Source organism: Arthrobacter sp. Rue61a, from assembly GCF_000294695.2.
GTDB lineage: Bacteria > Actinomycetota > Actinomycetes > Actinomycetales > Micrococcaceae > Arthrobacter > Arthrobacter aurescens_A.
This window is the reverse complement of sequence record NC_018531.1, coordinates 1085300-1100266: the sequence shown is the minus strand read 5'-3', so window position 1 is coordinate 1100266 and position 14967 is coordinate 1085300. Positions and strand designations below refer to the sequence as shown.

Annotated in this window: 9 protein-coding genes; all 9 read right to left on the bottom strand. The window is 62.9% G+C overall.

Annotation, left to right across the window (positions count from 1 at the left end):
• The 9 genes from ARUE_RS05155 to ARUE_RS05115 all read right to left on the bottom strand — a co-directional run bounded on the left by ARUE_RS05155 (nt 1) and on the right by ARUE_RS05115 (nt 14673).
• On the bottom strand, nt 1-1209 hold the full coding sequence (locus tag ARUE_RS05155) for a 5-methylcytosine restriction system specificity protein McrC (protein ID WP_014920960.1): 1209 nt from the start codon (nt 1207-1209) through the stop codon (nt 1-3).
• 136 nt (nt 1210-1345) lie between these two features.
• Nucleotides 1346-3580 (bottom strand): McrB family protein, encoded by a 2235-nt coding sequence (locus ARUE_RS05150; protein ID WP_014920959.1) that lies wholly within the window; start codon nt 3578-3580, stop codon nt 1346-1348.
• A 74-nt stretch (nt 3581-3654) separates the two neighbouring features.
• A complete protein-coding gene (locus ARUE_RS05145; RefSeq protein ID WP_081589167.1) occupies nt 3655-4257 on the bottom strand; it encodes a DUF1349 domain-containing protein in 603 nt (200 codons plus the stop codon).
• Between the two features lie 90 nt (nt 4258-4347).
• Nucleotides 4348-6285 carry a DUF5107 domain-containing protein gene (locus ARUE_RS05140; protein ID WP_286140262.1) on the bottom strand — a complete coding sequence of 646 codons (1938 nt, stop codon included), beginning with the start codon at nt 6283-6285 and terminating at the stop codon, nt 4348-4350.
• A 1-nt stretch (nt 6286) separates the two neighbouring features.
• The gene (locus tag ARUE_RS05135; protein WP_043469848.1) at nt 6287-9385 is read right to left on the bottom strand and encodes a glycoside hydrolase domain-containing protein; all 3099 of its coding nucleotides are present in this window, start codon (nt 9383-9385) and stop codon (nt 6287-6289) included.
• Between the two features lie 216 nt (nt 9386-9601).
• Nucleotides 9602-10366, bottom strand: coding sequence for a copper homeostasis protein CutC (locus ARUE_RS05130; protein WP_014920955.1), 765 nt, complete (start codon nt 10364-10366; stop codon nt 9602-9604).
• A gap of 25 nt (nt 10367-10391) precedes the next feature.
• Nucleotides 10392-10808 carry an acyl-CoA thioesterase gene (locus tag ARUE_RS05125; protein WP_011773799.1) on the bottom strand — a complete coding sequence of 139 codons (417 nt, stop codon included), beginning with the start codon at nt 10806-10808 and terminating at the stop codon, nt 10392-10394.
• A gap of 56 nt (nt 10809-10864) precedes the next feature.
• Nucleotides 10865-12943: an ABC transporter ATP-binding protein gene (locus tag ARUE_RS05120; RefSeq protein ID WP_014920953.1), complete on the bottom strand. Its 2079-nt coding sequence runs from the start codon at nt 12941-12943 to the stop codon at nt 10865-10867.
• Nucleotides 12940-14673, bottom strand: a complete 1734-nt coding sequence (locus tag ARUE_RS05115; RefSeq protein ID WP_011773797.1) for an ABC transporter ATP-binding protein — start codon at nt 14671-14673, stop codon at nt 12940-12942. Before ARUE_RS05115 ends, ARUE_RS05120 begins: the two co-directional genes overlap by 4 nt.
• Nucleotides 14674-14967: the final 294 nt, after the last annotated feature.

Here is a 14967-nt window from a genome sequence, read left to right as displayed (position 1 = left end):
CTAGTCCGACGCCGACCGGCCCGCCACAGCTTGGCGTACAACTTCGCCCCATGATTGTTCGGCCAAGTCAGCCACCGCAGCCAGGATCTCCGACGGCCGCAAGGACAGATCCAAGGGATACTCCACAATGTCGATATCCGTGTTGAGGATACGGCGCAGCTTTACTTCCCCCGCCCCTGCGTAGATGAGCCAAGCTGTGGGAACCCTGAGGGCCGTGCAGTATGCCAGCAACTGGTAGTGGTCGGCGCTCAAAGAGGCACCGGCGTCGGAAGCTGCCTGGTATTTGGAGTCATAGACCACCACGGGGCGGCCACCCAGGAAGTGGACCGCGTCAGGGCGGACAGTCAGGCGATCGGAGTCCCGAACGGCTTCGTTGAGGAGGGCCCCATACTGGAGGCGCATTTCCCCCGGGTGGGCACTCATGGCCGCCCTCAGCGCGGTCCCCACAAATTCCTCGAACACCTGGCCCATGTCCACCACGAAGGACGCAGTTTGCTGTTTACCCTCGCCGGCTTCGGCGGAAGCATTGCGGAGAATCACCTCGGCCAACCGCAGCACCGCGTGATACCTCAGGTTCATCCGGCTGGCCCGCCACGGCGGCAGGGGCGCACCGGACTGAAGCCGGGTGACGGCGTCGAGCTTTCCCTTAAGCTGCCGCAGGCGGCTCAGGACATCCGGCCGAACCCCCGGAACCTTGCCCATCCGCTCCAACGCAGCACGGAGGATACGGTTCTCAGCAATGTCCTCTGTGAATTCGTCGTAGGAGACCTCCAGGGGCACCATCATTCCCGGACGGCGGGAGATCTGGTCCGAGATCCGGATACGCCCCTTGACGGTGCGCAGCGATTCTTCCACTGTCAGGTAGCCCTGCAGGACGCCACGGCTCAACGCTCTGTCAGCCAACTGGGCCAGCGATTCCGCCAGGGCACTCCACAGATCCGGGTGTTCCACGGCTTCCACTGAATGGTCGCGGAAGCCCTGTTCCCCGGCGTAACTGAGCAGGAAGAGGAGCCGGCTCAGGCCCAGCCGATCCTTGGGACGCACTTCGAGCTGCACCGTGGCGGTGCGGACTGAGCCCACCTTGCCCACAGGTTCAATCCGGTAAAGGCCCATGCCCATGGGCGAGGCCTTGGCCAGGCCGCTGGTATTGATGAACGCCGCCGATTGGGGATCGAGTTTGTCCACCACCCCGCGGGAGAGTTCGTCCATGACGATGTGCCGGGGCCCGGAGCCAGCCCGCCCGGCTGTGGCTGTAGCCCGCCCGGCCGTGGCTGTAGGTCGCCCGGCAGCCGAAGACGTTGCCGCCGCACTGGCAGGCGCTCGGCCGGGCCTGGGCGGGATGGCTTTAGCGGGCTGCAAGACGTCCCAGCAGCTGATCCAGGCCGAAGCGTTCCTCCAACTGCGCGCGGTTCAACTGCCCGTGGTAGTGCTCCTCCAGCAACGGCATGAGCTCGTACTTCCAGATGCGACGCAGTCCTGTGGGATTCCGGGCAGCATTCTTCATGAAGTAGGACGGCCCGATCATCAGGTCCCGATCCCAGTCGTCGATCGCGTCGTTGAGCGCATCCAGCAGGTCCGCGTTGAGGGTGTCCAACCCCCGGGCTTCCAGGAAGCGGCGCAGCGTACCGCGGATCGGCTCTTCCTTGGGGTGAAGCTCTATGAAGGCGAAACGACGTCGGATGGCGGCATCCATCATGGCGATGGAGCGGTCCGCAGTGTTCATGGTGCCGATGATGTAGAGGTTGTCCGGCAGGCTGAAGGGCTCGTTGGGGCTGTACTGCAGGTAGATGCGGTCATCCCGGTACTCCAACAAGAAGTACAGCTCACCGAAAACCTTGGCCAGGTTGGCACGGTTCATTTCATCGATGATCAGGAAGTATGGTTTGTGCGCATTCTCGGGCTTGGCAGCTTCCTCCGCCAAGCGCCGCAGCGGTCCGGCGACGAGCTTGAAAGAGACTTGGCCGTCGTCTGTTTTGTCCGGCCGGTAGCCCTCGAAGAAATCCTCGTAGGCATACGAAGGGTGGAATTGCACCAGCTTCACACGTTCATCGGTGTGGTCACCGGCCAGCTCGGCGGCAAGGTGCTTGGCCAGGTACGTCTTGCCTGTACCCGGCGGACCGTACAGGACCAGTTGGCGGTTTTCCTCGAGCAGTTCCGCGATCTCCTTGAGCGGTTCGAGATCCATGTGCAGGGACGCCGCGAACTCTTCCGTCAGGGGCCGGAACCCTTGCTGGATAACCTCGACGACGGTGGTGGGCGGCGCTTCATCCTCGCCATCGGTTTCGGCCTCCACGGGGAGCAGTTCCTGCAGGGCCTGAATCACCCTGGTGACGTCCACGATGATGCCCGGCGTGGATAGCTGACGCTGGGCGTGACGGGGAAGCTCGGGGATGGCGTAGCTGTCATCGAACCACCGGACTTTGCGGCGGATGCGCCTGTTGTCCTCGTGGTGTTCAGGTTCGCCAAGGACCACACCAACCCGGACCCGGCCGGCGTGCTGGTACAGCGTGAGATCGCCCGGCTTCATGACCGTCAGGAACGCGAAGACAGCCGTCTTGGTGTCTTCCCGTTCCACGTAGCCCAGATGTTTGTAATCCTCGTCTACGGCATGCTGAACTACGCCTGCCGTGACCCCTGCGGTGAGGGCTCGCAGGTGTTCGACATCCAAGGTGGCCTTTTCTTCGGCGACCCAGGCGGCCAGGAGGTCAGCATTGTCGTGATGCGTGCGCAGGAGCCAGGATCGGCGGCCTGGATCTCCCACTTTGCGCCACTGGCTCACCAGTTGGCGGGCGTACCAGTCGATGCGCTGCCCGGCTTGCTCGTCCAGGTGCAGGCGGATGCGGTGGATGTCAGCGGTGATGTCCTCATCCGTATCACCTTTGGCACCGCCCACGAGAGAAGCAAAGGCGTCCCGGATTTCCTGGCGTTCAACATCTGCCACCACGGGCTCGAAGTAGCTCGGCCACACCAAGTACTCGATGCTGCGGCGCAGGGCAGGCTGGTCCTCGGGCGTCGCTGCCGCCAGTTCGTGGAACTTCAACGGATCTGCGAGTGCTTCGTTGATGGTGGCCGTGCTTTGGCTATCCACGTGGGCAACGAAGCGGCACAGCCACTTCAAGTGGTCCCAAATGGTCCAGTTGAACTCGGCGGTTCGGTCACGGATAACGCCGTGGTCCGTCATGCCCTCGTATAGCTCTTCCGGCAGCTCGATGGGCGGCTCAACCCAGGATGCCGCCTCGGCGACGCGGGCGCGCTTGACCCGTAACGACTTGACCTCATGCGCGAGCGGCAGTGATTGCAGGAACAGCAGTTCCACGGCCAGCAGTTTGGCTTCCCGGGAAGCGCCATCGAGGTTCTGCCGCAGGTTGGTCATCATGGGCGCCTTGGAGTCCTCAACCCCGCGTTCGAGCCTCTCCAGAAGCTCGCCCGCCGCATCTGCGGTCCACGTCAGCGTCCTGCCGTCCAGCGCCGAAGGTCTCCCGTGAAGCGCCGGACCCAGCACATACCAGGCCGCGTCCTCGATCTCCTTGGAGACTCCGGGGGCACGGTCAATGGCAGTTTTTACGGAGGGAATCACCATGCCAACTTACCTTGTTTGGCTTATCCAAGCATCTGGATATCCACAGGCTGGCAAACCGCCGCGTGAGTGCGGTGCTAGCTCCCGTCCCGTAGCTCGGCCGGAGGTTCTTCCTTCAATTCGATGGCGTCGAAACGTGCCTCGCAGCCATCCCCCATGGGTGCCTGCGACATGAAGCCGACGTGAACCGGTTTCTCCGTATCCAGCCTGAACAGGCGGACAAAGGACCAGTCCCTGCCATCCGTTGACGAGTGGAACGCCCACGCCGGCCCCACCCTGCTGACGCGCAGGTAGACCCACGGCGCTGTCACCACAGGCCCGTTGGAGTCGTCTGAATAACCGTTGGTCACCACGCTGACCACCATCGCTTCACCTTGCGGAGAATATTCGAAGCAAAGCTTGGCCCAGTGATCGCTGTCCGCCCACAGAGTCAGCACACCGGCGTCGAACGTTGTCCGCGGCGAGGCCACCAAAACCCGCGCCGAGAGCGAGAACGCAGCCGGCGCCCTGAAGCCGAGCGCAGTGGCGCCGTGCTGCGGTTCTCCTCCGAGGGAGTCATTGGTCCAGTCGACGCCCGATGCCGCGGCGAGCGTCAGCGTCGCCTCGGCCTCGTCATAGCTCGCGTGACCGGCGGACGATGTCCACTCCAATGCCGGCAGTCCTGCTATCTCGGGAATCAATCGGTGCTCCTCAGTGTCCTGGACAAAAATGGTCAAGAACACGCTTTCAGAGATGTGCGCGGATGTGCGGGAGGCCACACCGGGAGACCTCTAATGCATCCCGAACTGGTACGCCGCCGGCACTGGCTCGCCTGGACAAACCTCTTCCCACAACGCCGCGATCGCGTCTTCGCCTTCGCGGAGGTCCGGAATCTCCACCCCTTCACGCAGGATCGCGGCTGCTTCGGTTGCCTTCCCTGTTCGCGCCAGAGCCAGCGCCCTGAGGAACGTCAAACGTCCGACGGCGGCGCCCTCCTTGGGTGCCGACTCCGTCAGTTCCAGCGCCTTGGCCGGGTCCCCGTGCCGGATGCTGAGTGTGACGGCCTCTGTCAGGAAGGCCGTGGTGGAGGGGTCGGTTTCTACGCCGTTCCGGAGTTCGACCAGCCCATCGGCATCCTGCCCCTCGGCGAGGAGCGCCAAGCCCAGTCCCCTATGCGCGAGAACTTTGGTAAGTGGCCGCACGTCGCCGGCCGCCACCACCTCCCGATACAACGCTTTAGCCCCGGCCAAGTCCTGCCGTGCATGCATCACGGTGGCCAGGTGGAATCTCGCTTCAGGACTGTCCTGCCCCGCCAGCAGCTCCTCCCAGTCCGCCCCGGCGACGAAGCTGGGCGCGCCGTCGAACGTTGTTCCGCGCAGCAGCCCAAGCCACGGTTCCTGCTGGGCCGTGACACTCTCATCCAGGAAAGGTGTGCCGCTCTCATCCACCCAGCCTTTACCGGTTTTCAGTCGTCGGGCACGCTCCACTACGCCCCAACCGCTGCCGTGCAGCAGCATTTTCGACGGCGGGACATCGGCATCGTTGATGGCGGCGGGAAGCATGGCCTCAAGTTCCTCATGCGGCAGGAGTTGTTCCAAACGCTCGCCGGCGTGCGCCACCGCGGCATCCCAGTCGGAACCGTGCGAGGTCTTGGGATCAAGGTGCCCGTTCCCGTACGCTTCAACCCATGCCCACTCTGCGCCGGCGGGCATCACCAAGTGTTCGAACTGCGTCTGCGCGAGGCCGGCCTGGATCTCGGCGTACGGTCCGGCTCCGGGGCTCAGCCACTCCTGCCACCGCTTTCCGCCCTGCCCTTGGCCCCACACGAAGAGCTTCTTTCCCCGCAGGAGGCCCGTGGACAGCATCGCCAGCCCGTCGCCGTCGTCGTCCACTGCCGCAACCCAACGCCGTTCGGAAGGGTCGATGTCGAAGAAAAAGTCAGCCGCATGCGGACTGTTGACCAGCCACGTGCCGTCATACCCTTCGTGGTCGGTAGGTCGCACGCGGGTAATGTCCGTGGCGTAGTCACTGCCGAAAGCCTCGTCTGCCGGCGCGATGACCCGTGTGCGATCGGTTTCCGGGATGGCTGCGTTGCTCCACCAATACATGGGGACATCGTGCTCATTCGGGTTCCGCAGCCTGACCGCGGCGAACAGGACGTCCGAGTCCGCCGGCAGCCACATGTCCACCTGGAACACCACTTCCCGCAGACGCTCGTACTCCCACACGCGCAGGATGTGCTTGCCGTCCGGGGTGTGAACGATTGCGGTGTGCAGTGGATCGCAACTGGTGGGCGAGTGTCCGCGGGTGCCGATATTCCACTCAAGTCCGCCCGCGAACCATGCCTTGCGCAGCGCAATGTTGGCCAGCTGCGGAGCGTCGTGGGTGTGGAGGAGCTGCTTGCCGGTGGCTTTGTGGAACAGTTCCCAGATACGGCCGCCCAGCGACGGGATGATGGTCACCTTGAGCTTGGAGTTTTCAAGTACGACGGCGGGCAGTTCCTTGGGTGCCGCGTCGCGGCTGTATCCGTCCTGCATGAGGTACGGGTACACGTTGGGCACCACCCCGTAACGGGCCGACGCTTGGAGATCTTCAGGAACGCCCTCTCCCACGGTGTAGGGCTGGTCCAGTTCGGCCGCCACTACAGGCAAGGGGTTCAGGGGGCCGAGCTCGGCCATGGTCAGGGAGATGGTGGTGACGGTGAGAGTGGATGTTGCTGTGTCAGTCACGTCAGTATCCGATCGTGAGAAGGAGGCCGCGCTGCGGCTCGATGGTTATGGCTTCGCCGGGCGCGTAGCTCGCGGCAGATTGGAAGCCGCGGATGGCCGGCGCCTTGGCTACGGCATCTTTGGCGGCCGCGTCGTCGTTGAAAATCAACGTCACATGCTCAGTTTCCCCGGCCCATGACGCCAGCGCCACAACCATTCCGCGCCCGGTCACCCACGTGGTGGCCAGCAACTCCGGGTGGCTGGTTCGCACGGGCCCGTGGGGATCCCAGAACCCCTGCATGCGCCCGTGCTCCAGCCCGGTTTCGGCCCAGAACTGCCAGAGCGGGCGGTTGTCCACGGCGGGTGCCCTGCCTGTCATGCCGAACACCATTCCGCGCCATGGGTTGCCGCCGCCTTCCAGCATCTCGCCCATGAGGCCGAAGGGAATGCCGGATAGCTCCACCAGCCAATAATCGGGGCCGGTGGTGTGGTAATCGAAGTACTCCCCCAGCCAGAGCCTGTCCACATAAGGCAACTGCTCCATGTACAGATTGGCGGAGGACGCGTAACCGTCGTGGGCAGTGAACTGGTTTGCGGAGTGAAGGTCTATTTCCGGCCCCTCAACACCGCGGGCCAGGCATGCCCTCTCAAGGACCTTGCGGACCCGCAGCATGGCGTGGCGGTCGTACGCGATGTCGTCCAAGTAGATGCCGTCGATGCCGTCCTCGCCGTCGGCCAGTTCCTGGAGGCTCCGCACATAGAAGTTCTCCCAGCGCGATTCGCCCGTAGTCACCACGGCAATGTCATCCACGTTGGGTGCGAACCACGCCGAAACGTAGCCGCTCCCCGCATGTTCCTGCAGCCAGATGTGCCCCTTTCCGGGGCCATCGCTGAAGATCTCGTGGTCCAGCTGCAGCAACGGCAACAGCTCCGGGCTGTGGAACGTGAGTTCGCGGACCGTGTTGTACACCTTGGCCTTCAGGCCGTGCCGGTGGCACTCGGCCGCATACCTCCGCAGCGGGTCCTGGGTCAGCAGGGGATCATTGATGAACGGCGCCGGCGCCGTGGCGTGATGGATGTTGACCACCGTGGCGCCGGCGGCCTTGATGTCCGCTGGGTTGTCAGGAGCGTGGAAGTAGCGTTTTCCGAGGTGTTTGCCGGGTTCGATCGGCTTGAACGGTGTCAGCAGCAGGCGGAAATCGAAGTCCAGCGGCTCGTTCGCCCTGAGGGTCCGGGGTCCGCTGAAGGCACGCAACGTCACTGTCTCCTCTTTGGTCCGCAACGTGACTCCGCCACGGACTGCGCTTTCGGCGCCGACCTGGTGGCGGTTGGCCCACGATCCCGGTTCCACCAACGGCTTCTCCCGGTAGAAATTGGTGTTGAGCGGTCGTTCATAGCTGCCATCACGGAGGGCAAGCTGCATGCCAATATTCACACTCCCCAGCCACAGCGCGTCCTGGTTCTTCGCCGCCACCTCCCACGTCCAGTCCAGGGTCACCGGCCGGCGACCACCTGGAACGCCCAAACCCATGGCCAGCGGCACCGTAGCCTTCCGAAACTCAAGGTGCAGCCCGACGTCGTTCACGTCCAAAGTCCCCTGGGGCGCGAGGCAAAGCGAGTACGAAACTGCACCATCGGCGTCGAGAACGCCGTTCAGTTCCAGAGCCACCGCTACGTTGCCGTCCTTGCGCCCAGTCCAGGTGCACCGCCACGAAATGCGCGCCAGGCCCTCCTTTGTGAAGACGAGCTCGCCGTGGGTCCAATCAATTCCCTCAATATCCAGCCGCAGCGGAGCATCAAAAAGCTCGACGGCGGGACCATCAGTTCCGGTCACGGCGGCAGTGAAGGTAGACGTCACCTGTGCCGGGAGACCTGACTCCGTCAGCCGCAGGGACCTGCCCAGAATCCCCAACGTCCTGCTCGATTCGTCCAAAATGATGGGCGTGAAAGGACTGACGAGCTCCGCGTCCTGGGCCACGTCTGAGTCCAACCACGCCAGGCGACGCAGAAAACGCGGATCACCGAAGCCGCCCGCGGCGACTGCCGGTTCCGTGTCCGTTTGGCCGACAACATCAAGCGTGACCGTGACGTCCCAGACCGCTTGGCCGGCTGCGGTGATCCTGGCCAACGCCTCCAGGGTGTTTCCGGCAGCGCTCGGAGGGACTGGAAGGATCACGTACAGCGCCTGCACCTGCCCCGCCGGTACCGTCAGGGTCCTCTGCCATGGCCTGCCGAGACGATCCACGCCGCTGGTGTTGATGCAGTGCCCGCCCGCCGGGGAGCTCACTTCCACAGCCACACCCTCCAGGTCTTTTTGGGCATACAGCCCCAGTTGGACCACGTAGTTCTCTCCGGCCTGCGCCGTACCGCGGAAGGTCCTCGCCGGTCCGTTGATCACCCAGTGCGCTGGCAGCTCCCTTTGCATCGAGAGGGGATTCAGGCGGTCCTCGGGAAACACCAGGTAGGCCTCGTCCGCGTATCTTCTGTGGAACTTCTCCAACTCGTCCGTGCGGGCAGTGAAGTTCATCGGCGCGAAGGAGTCGCGCTCACTTGCTGCCTCGTAACGGAGGACAGTCGCGCTGGATGGTTCAGCTTCCGGCAGCTCGCGCTTTCCGGGCACCCAGACTGAACGCCCGACGGCGGCCGCCCAGGCAGGTTCTGCGGCCGGACGATGTGGGAGGTACTGCGCCTGCGGATAGTGGGCTTTGCCCAGCATGGCGTAGGGCAAGTAGTAGACGAAGTAGGTCCCGTGTCCGTCGATAGCCTCGAAAACGATGCTTCCGGTCTCCCGGGTGGCCTCTTCCACGATCACGTTCCGGACTCTTGTCCCGGTCTTTTCGGAGACGACCATGACCTTAACGGAGGCCGGGTCCTGGTCCTGCCGCCGCCAAGGGATGACTACCCTGTACGCGGTTGCAGATCCAGTTGCGTTCCCGTCCTGCCACTCCGCTGCGTCAACTACTTCCGCTACTTCCACCACGAAACGGTGGTTTCCGTAGAGCAGTTTGTCCCACGTCCCGATGCCACATTCCACCTCCGGGTGGCCGTTCGGTGGGGTGCTCTTGCGACTCGTTGTTGGAGGGGAAATGACGGCCGATGAAACCGGCGAGGGCAGCGGCATCGCTGAGACTCCTGAAGGTAGCTTCCGGGGCTTTTCACCGAGTTGGTGAATCCTTACATCATCCCGGCGTTCCGCGGAATCGTAAAGGGTCATTGCGATGCGTACTCACTGGCATTTCTGCCCAAATGGGACTGGACAGATTCAATGACGCGGGCCCCTGCCCAACGAGACTGAACTTCCTATGGCCCCGCCCCCTATTCGGCGGCGACGGGCTGCTTACATTGAAGCGGCGAGGTTCAGCGCGTTGACTTTCGCCTTGGCTGCCCGGACTACCAGGCGATCGGTGATGGTGTAAGCAGTGGGATCGCTGCCGTCCTGGGCGCCAAGGGAAATCGCTCCATGGCCAAGGGTGGAGACGGTCTTCTTCGCGGACAGGTGAACAGCGGACAGCCCCGCTGCGTGCATCGCCGGGATGTCCTCCAAGGACAGACCTCCGCCGGCCATGATTTCCACGACGCCACCGGCCTGCTCCACCATTCGGGTCAGGGTTGGCAAGCCTGCCCCGGCGGTAGCTTCGTGCCCCGAAGTCAGGACCCGGGTGAAGCCCAATTCCATGAGCTGCTCAAGGGCGGCCAAAGGGTCGCTGGATTGATCGATGGCCCGGTGGAATGTCACCTGCGCTTCAGGATTGGCATCCTTGGCTGAGCCCACCAGACGTTGTACTGCCTGCACATCCAGTTCTCCCGACGGAGTGAGCGCCCCAACCACCACCCCGTGGGCACCCTGGGCCAGCAGGTGGCGGATTTCGTGGACCATCGTTTCAATGTCCGACGCCGAGTACCGGAAATCACCGGGCCTGGAGCGAATCAGCGGATGAATTTCCAGGCGGCCATCAACGTGCTCCACGCTTGCTTCCATGAGTCCTTGGCTTGGCGTGATGCCACCAAGTTCAAGACTGCTGCACAGCTCAATGCGGTGGGCTCCTTCGGCGGCGGCCGTACCTGCACCCGCCGCGCTCACCACGGCAATTTCAAGTTTCATGCTGAAACTCTACGGGCCTCGGAGGTCAAGCCTGGTACTTCTCCAACTTTTCCTTTTGCTCCGGAGTGAGCCTCAGGACCCGCCCGGTGGCTTCGGCGACGAAAGCCAAATGAGTAGTGGCTTTGACGCAGTCTTCCCGTGTTACAGGGTCCTTGATCACGTAGTGGAGATCGAAGCTTGCACCCTTGATGGCACCCACCCAAATCTCCACGACAGCCGGGATGTTGCGGTAGTCAAGCGTCCGGACGTAGCGGACCTTGTGCTCCACCACGAGGGTCATGGTCCCCTCCGCGACATCGTTGAAGAGCGCGGCAGGAGGTTCCACTCCGGGAAGGCCCGCACCGCGAGGCGGCCCGAAGGCAGCGATACGGGCTTCCTCCAGCATGCGCACAATCTGGACGTTGTTAATGTGTCCGTAGGCGTCCATGTCACCCCAGCGCATGGGCACCAGGACCTCCAGGCGCCGGGGTGCCATGGACTCCTTCAGTGCCTCAGCGCTCAGCTGTGCACCGCCGTCGAGTCGTCCACTGCGGCCTCTTCCTCACCCGCGAACTGGGACATGTACAAGCGGTAGTACGCGCCCTGCTGAGCGAGCAGCTGGGTGTGGTTACCCTGCTCCACGATCTTGCCGTTCTCCATCACCAGGATGGTGTCCGCGTCCCGGATAGTGGAGAGGCGGTGGGCGATCACGAAGCTCGTCCGGTCAGTGCGGAGGGCAGCCATGGCTTTCTGCAACAGCAGTTCAGTTCGCGTGTCCACAGAGCTCGTGGCCTCATCCAGAATCAGCAACGAAGGGTCGGAGACAAAGGCACGGGCGATGGTGATGAGCTGCTTTTCACCGGCGCTGACGTTGTTGCCTTCTTCGTCGATGATGGTCTGGTAACCGTCCGGAAGGGCACGCACAAAGCGGTCCACGTAGGTGGCCTTGGCTGCCTGCATGATCTGCTCTTCGGTGGCATCCAGGTTGCCGTACTTGATGTTGTCGTAGATGGTCCCGCCAAAGAGCCAGGCATCCTGCAACACCATGCCCACCTTGGACCGCAGCTCCGCGCGGCTGAGGTCCTTGATGTCCACGCCGTCCAAGGTGATCCGGCCGGCATTGAGCTCGTAGAACCGCATGACGAGGTTCACCAAGGTGGTTTTGCCGGCACCGGTGGGGCCGACAATCGCGACGGTGTGACCAGGTTCTGCAGCGAAGGACAGGTCTTCGATGAGCGGCTTGTCCTCCACGTAGCTGAACGAGACATGCTCAAACTCAACATGGCCGTCGGTCTTGGAGGGCAGGTGGCGCGTGCCGGTCTCTTCAACCTCTTCGTCGGCATCCAGGAACTCGAAGACGCGCTCAGCGGAGGCGACGCCGGACTGCAGCATGTTGGCCATACCCGCAATCTGGCCCAACGGCTGGGTGAATTCGCGCGAGTACTGGATGAAGGCCGTGGCGTCGCCGAGGCTCATGGAGCCCGAGGCAACGCGGAGGCCACCCACCACGGCAATGCCGACGTAGGAAAGGTAGGACACGAAGTTCATGGCCGGGAAGATCACGCCGGACACGAACTGTGCACCGAAGGATGCCTTATAGAGTTCTTCGTTCTTCTCGTCGAAACGCTCCAGCATGTCGGCATCGCGGCCGAACACCTTCACGAGGTCGTGGCCGGAGAACGATTCCTCGATCTGGCCGTTGAGTGCGCCGGTGTTCTTCCACTGAGCGGCAAAAAGCTTCTGGCTGCGGGCACCAATGACGCCCGCAACGATGCCGGACAGCGGCAACGCAATCAAAGCAATGAGCGCCAACTCCCAGGACACGATGAACATCATCACCGTGATGCCCAGGACTGTGAGAACGGAGCTGACGAGTTGGGAGAACGCCTGCTGGAGACCCTGCTGGACGTTGTCGACGTCGTTGGTCACGCGGGACAGGATGTCGCCACGCTGGCGGGTGTCGAAGTAGTTCAGCGGGAGTCGGTTGAGCTTGGCCTGGACGTCGTTGCGGAGCTGCTTGATGACCCGCATGACAATCCTGTTGAGCAACCAACCCTGGGCCCACAGGAAGATGTTGGCCACAAAGTACATCAGGAGCACGATCGAAATCAGGAACGTCAGCTTGGGGAAGTCGATCCCGTTGGTGAGTTCCATCTTGGAAACCATGTCCGCGAAGTTGCCCTGGCCCTGCTGGCGCATGAGTTCAACGAACTGCTCCTGGGAGACCCCCTCCGGGATCTGCTTGCCCATGACGCCGCCGAAAATAACGTCCATGGCGCTGCCGAGGACCTTGGGAGCAATCACGTTGAGGACTACCGAGACAATGACGAGGCCGATCACGATGTACACGCCAACGCTCTCGGGCTTCAGCAGACCCATGAGTCGTTTGGCGGACGGCCAGAACTCCTTGGCCTTCTTGGCCGGGACGTCGCCGAACATGCCGCCGTCGGCTTCAGAGGGGACGTACTCCTCCTCAACGAAGTCGTCGTCATCAAGCGCCTCGGTTGCCACCTCAGCCTCGGCTGTTGCCTTGGCATCCTTGGCGGCCTCTGCCTTGGCAGCCCAGCCACGCTTCTTTTGCTGGTTCTGCTCGCTCATGCCACTTCCTCCACGCTCAGCTGGGATTCAACGATTTCCTGGTACGTGGGTGACGTCTCCAGGAGTTCGTCGTGCGTTCCGCGGTCAACGATCCGGCCGTTATCCAGCACAAGGATCTCGTCAGCGTCCGCGATGGTTGAGACGCGCTGGGCCACGATGATGACCGTGGCGTCCCGTGTCTTGGCCTTCAGGGCCTTGCGCAGCCTCGCGTCGGTTGCGACGTCCAAGGCGGAGAACGAATCGTCAAACAGGTACACGTTCGGCTTGGTGACCAACGCCCTGGCAATGGACAGCCTTTGGCGCTGACCACCGGAAACGTTGGTGCCACCCTGGGCGATCCGCCGGTTCAAGCCGGATGACTTTTCTTCGACGAAGCCCTTGGCCTGTGCTGTCTCCAATGCATCCCACAGTTCGTCGTCGGTGGCATCGGGCTTGCCGAAGCGCAGGTTGTGCTCGATGGTCCCGGAGAACAAATACGGCTTCTGCGGCACCGCGGAAACACGGCTGGTGATCTCGGATGCGTCCATCTTGGTGACAGGCACGCCGTCGAGCAATACGTCACCGGAGGCGACATCGTAAAGCCGCGGCAGCAGTGAAACCAGGGTGGTTTTTCCCGCGCCCGTGGAGCCGATGATGGCCAGGGTTTTTCCTGGTTCCGCGGTGAAAGAGATGTTGCTCAGCACCGGCGCCTCAGCACCGGGGTACTTGAACGTGACGTCGCGGAACTCCACGCGCCCCTTTTTCTCGGCCGGTACCAGCGGTGAGGTGGGGTTGTGGATGGAGGGCTCGACGTCGAGCACCTCGCCGATGCGGTCCGCACAGACGGACGCGCGGGGAATCATCATGGCCATGAACGTTCCCATCATGACCGCCATCAGGATCTGCAACAGGTACTGGAGAAAGGCCGTGAGCGCACCCACCTGCATGTCGCCGGAGTCTACGCGCTGTCCGCCGAACCACAGCACGGCAGCCGTAGACAGGTGCAGGATCATGCCGATGGCCGGGAACATCAGGACGAACAGGTTGCCGATCTTCACGGACACTGCGGTGAGGTCCTCGTTGGCGTCTCCGAATCGCTTTGCCTCGTGGGGCTCACGCACAAAGGCACGAACCACGCGGATACCGATGATCTGCTCGCGGAGCACGCCATTGATGGCGTCAATCTTGGTCTGCATGGAACGGAACAGCGGCATCAGGCGGACGACGAGGTAGCCCACAACGGCCACCAGGACCGGAACGGAAACCCATACGAGCCAAGAGAGGTTGAGGTCCTCACGGAGGGCCATGATGATGCCGCCAACACACATGATGGGCGTGGAAACCATAAAGTTCAGGCCCATGAGCACCAGCATCTGTACCTGCTGGACGTCATTGGTGCCGCGGGTGATCAGCGTGGGCGCACCAAAACGGTTGACGTCCTGGGCGGAGAAGCTGCTGACCTGCCGGAAGACGCTCCGGCGCAGGTCCCTGCCGATGGCCATGGCAACACGGGCGCCGAAGTACACGGCAATGATCGCGGTCAGCACCTGTCCAAGGGCGACACCGAGCATGAGCGCCCCGGTCTGCCAGATGAAGTCGGTGTCTCCGCGGGAAACTCCCTCATCAATGATTTTGGCGTTGAGGCTGGGGAGGTAGAGCGTGGCGATGGTGGACGCCAACTGAAAAATCAGCACAGCCACAATCTGCGGCAAATACGGCTTGGAGTAGCGCCGTATAAGGGTGACAAGCATGCCCACGGGTCCTTAGAAAAAGTGCGTGAATGAGTTAAGAGAAGTTTGGCAGCAGGGGCTGACAGTATTAGCCTCCCCACTCTACGAAATCCGTTGCCCGGGCGAAACAACTTACGGAAAAGATCATCCCAGCGGAGTATTTCCCGTGTCGCGGGTGCTCCCGCTGCCGCAGGCACCAGGGCCGCTGCAGGCAACAAAAACGCCGGCTGGTCACCCAGCCGGCGATTCCGGTCCCGCCCTTGTCCGCCACGCCCTGCGTAGTACGCCGGGCGTGACGAACAAGGGCAGGATCCG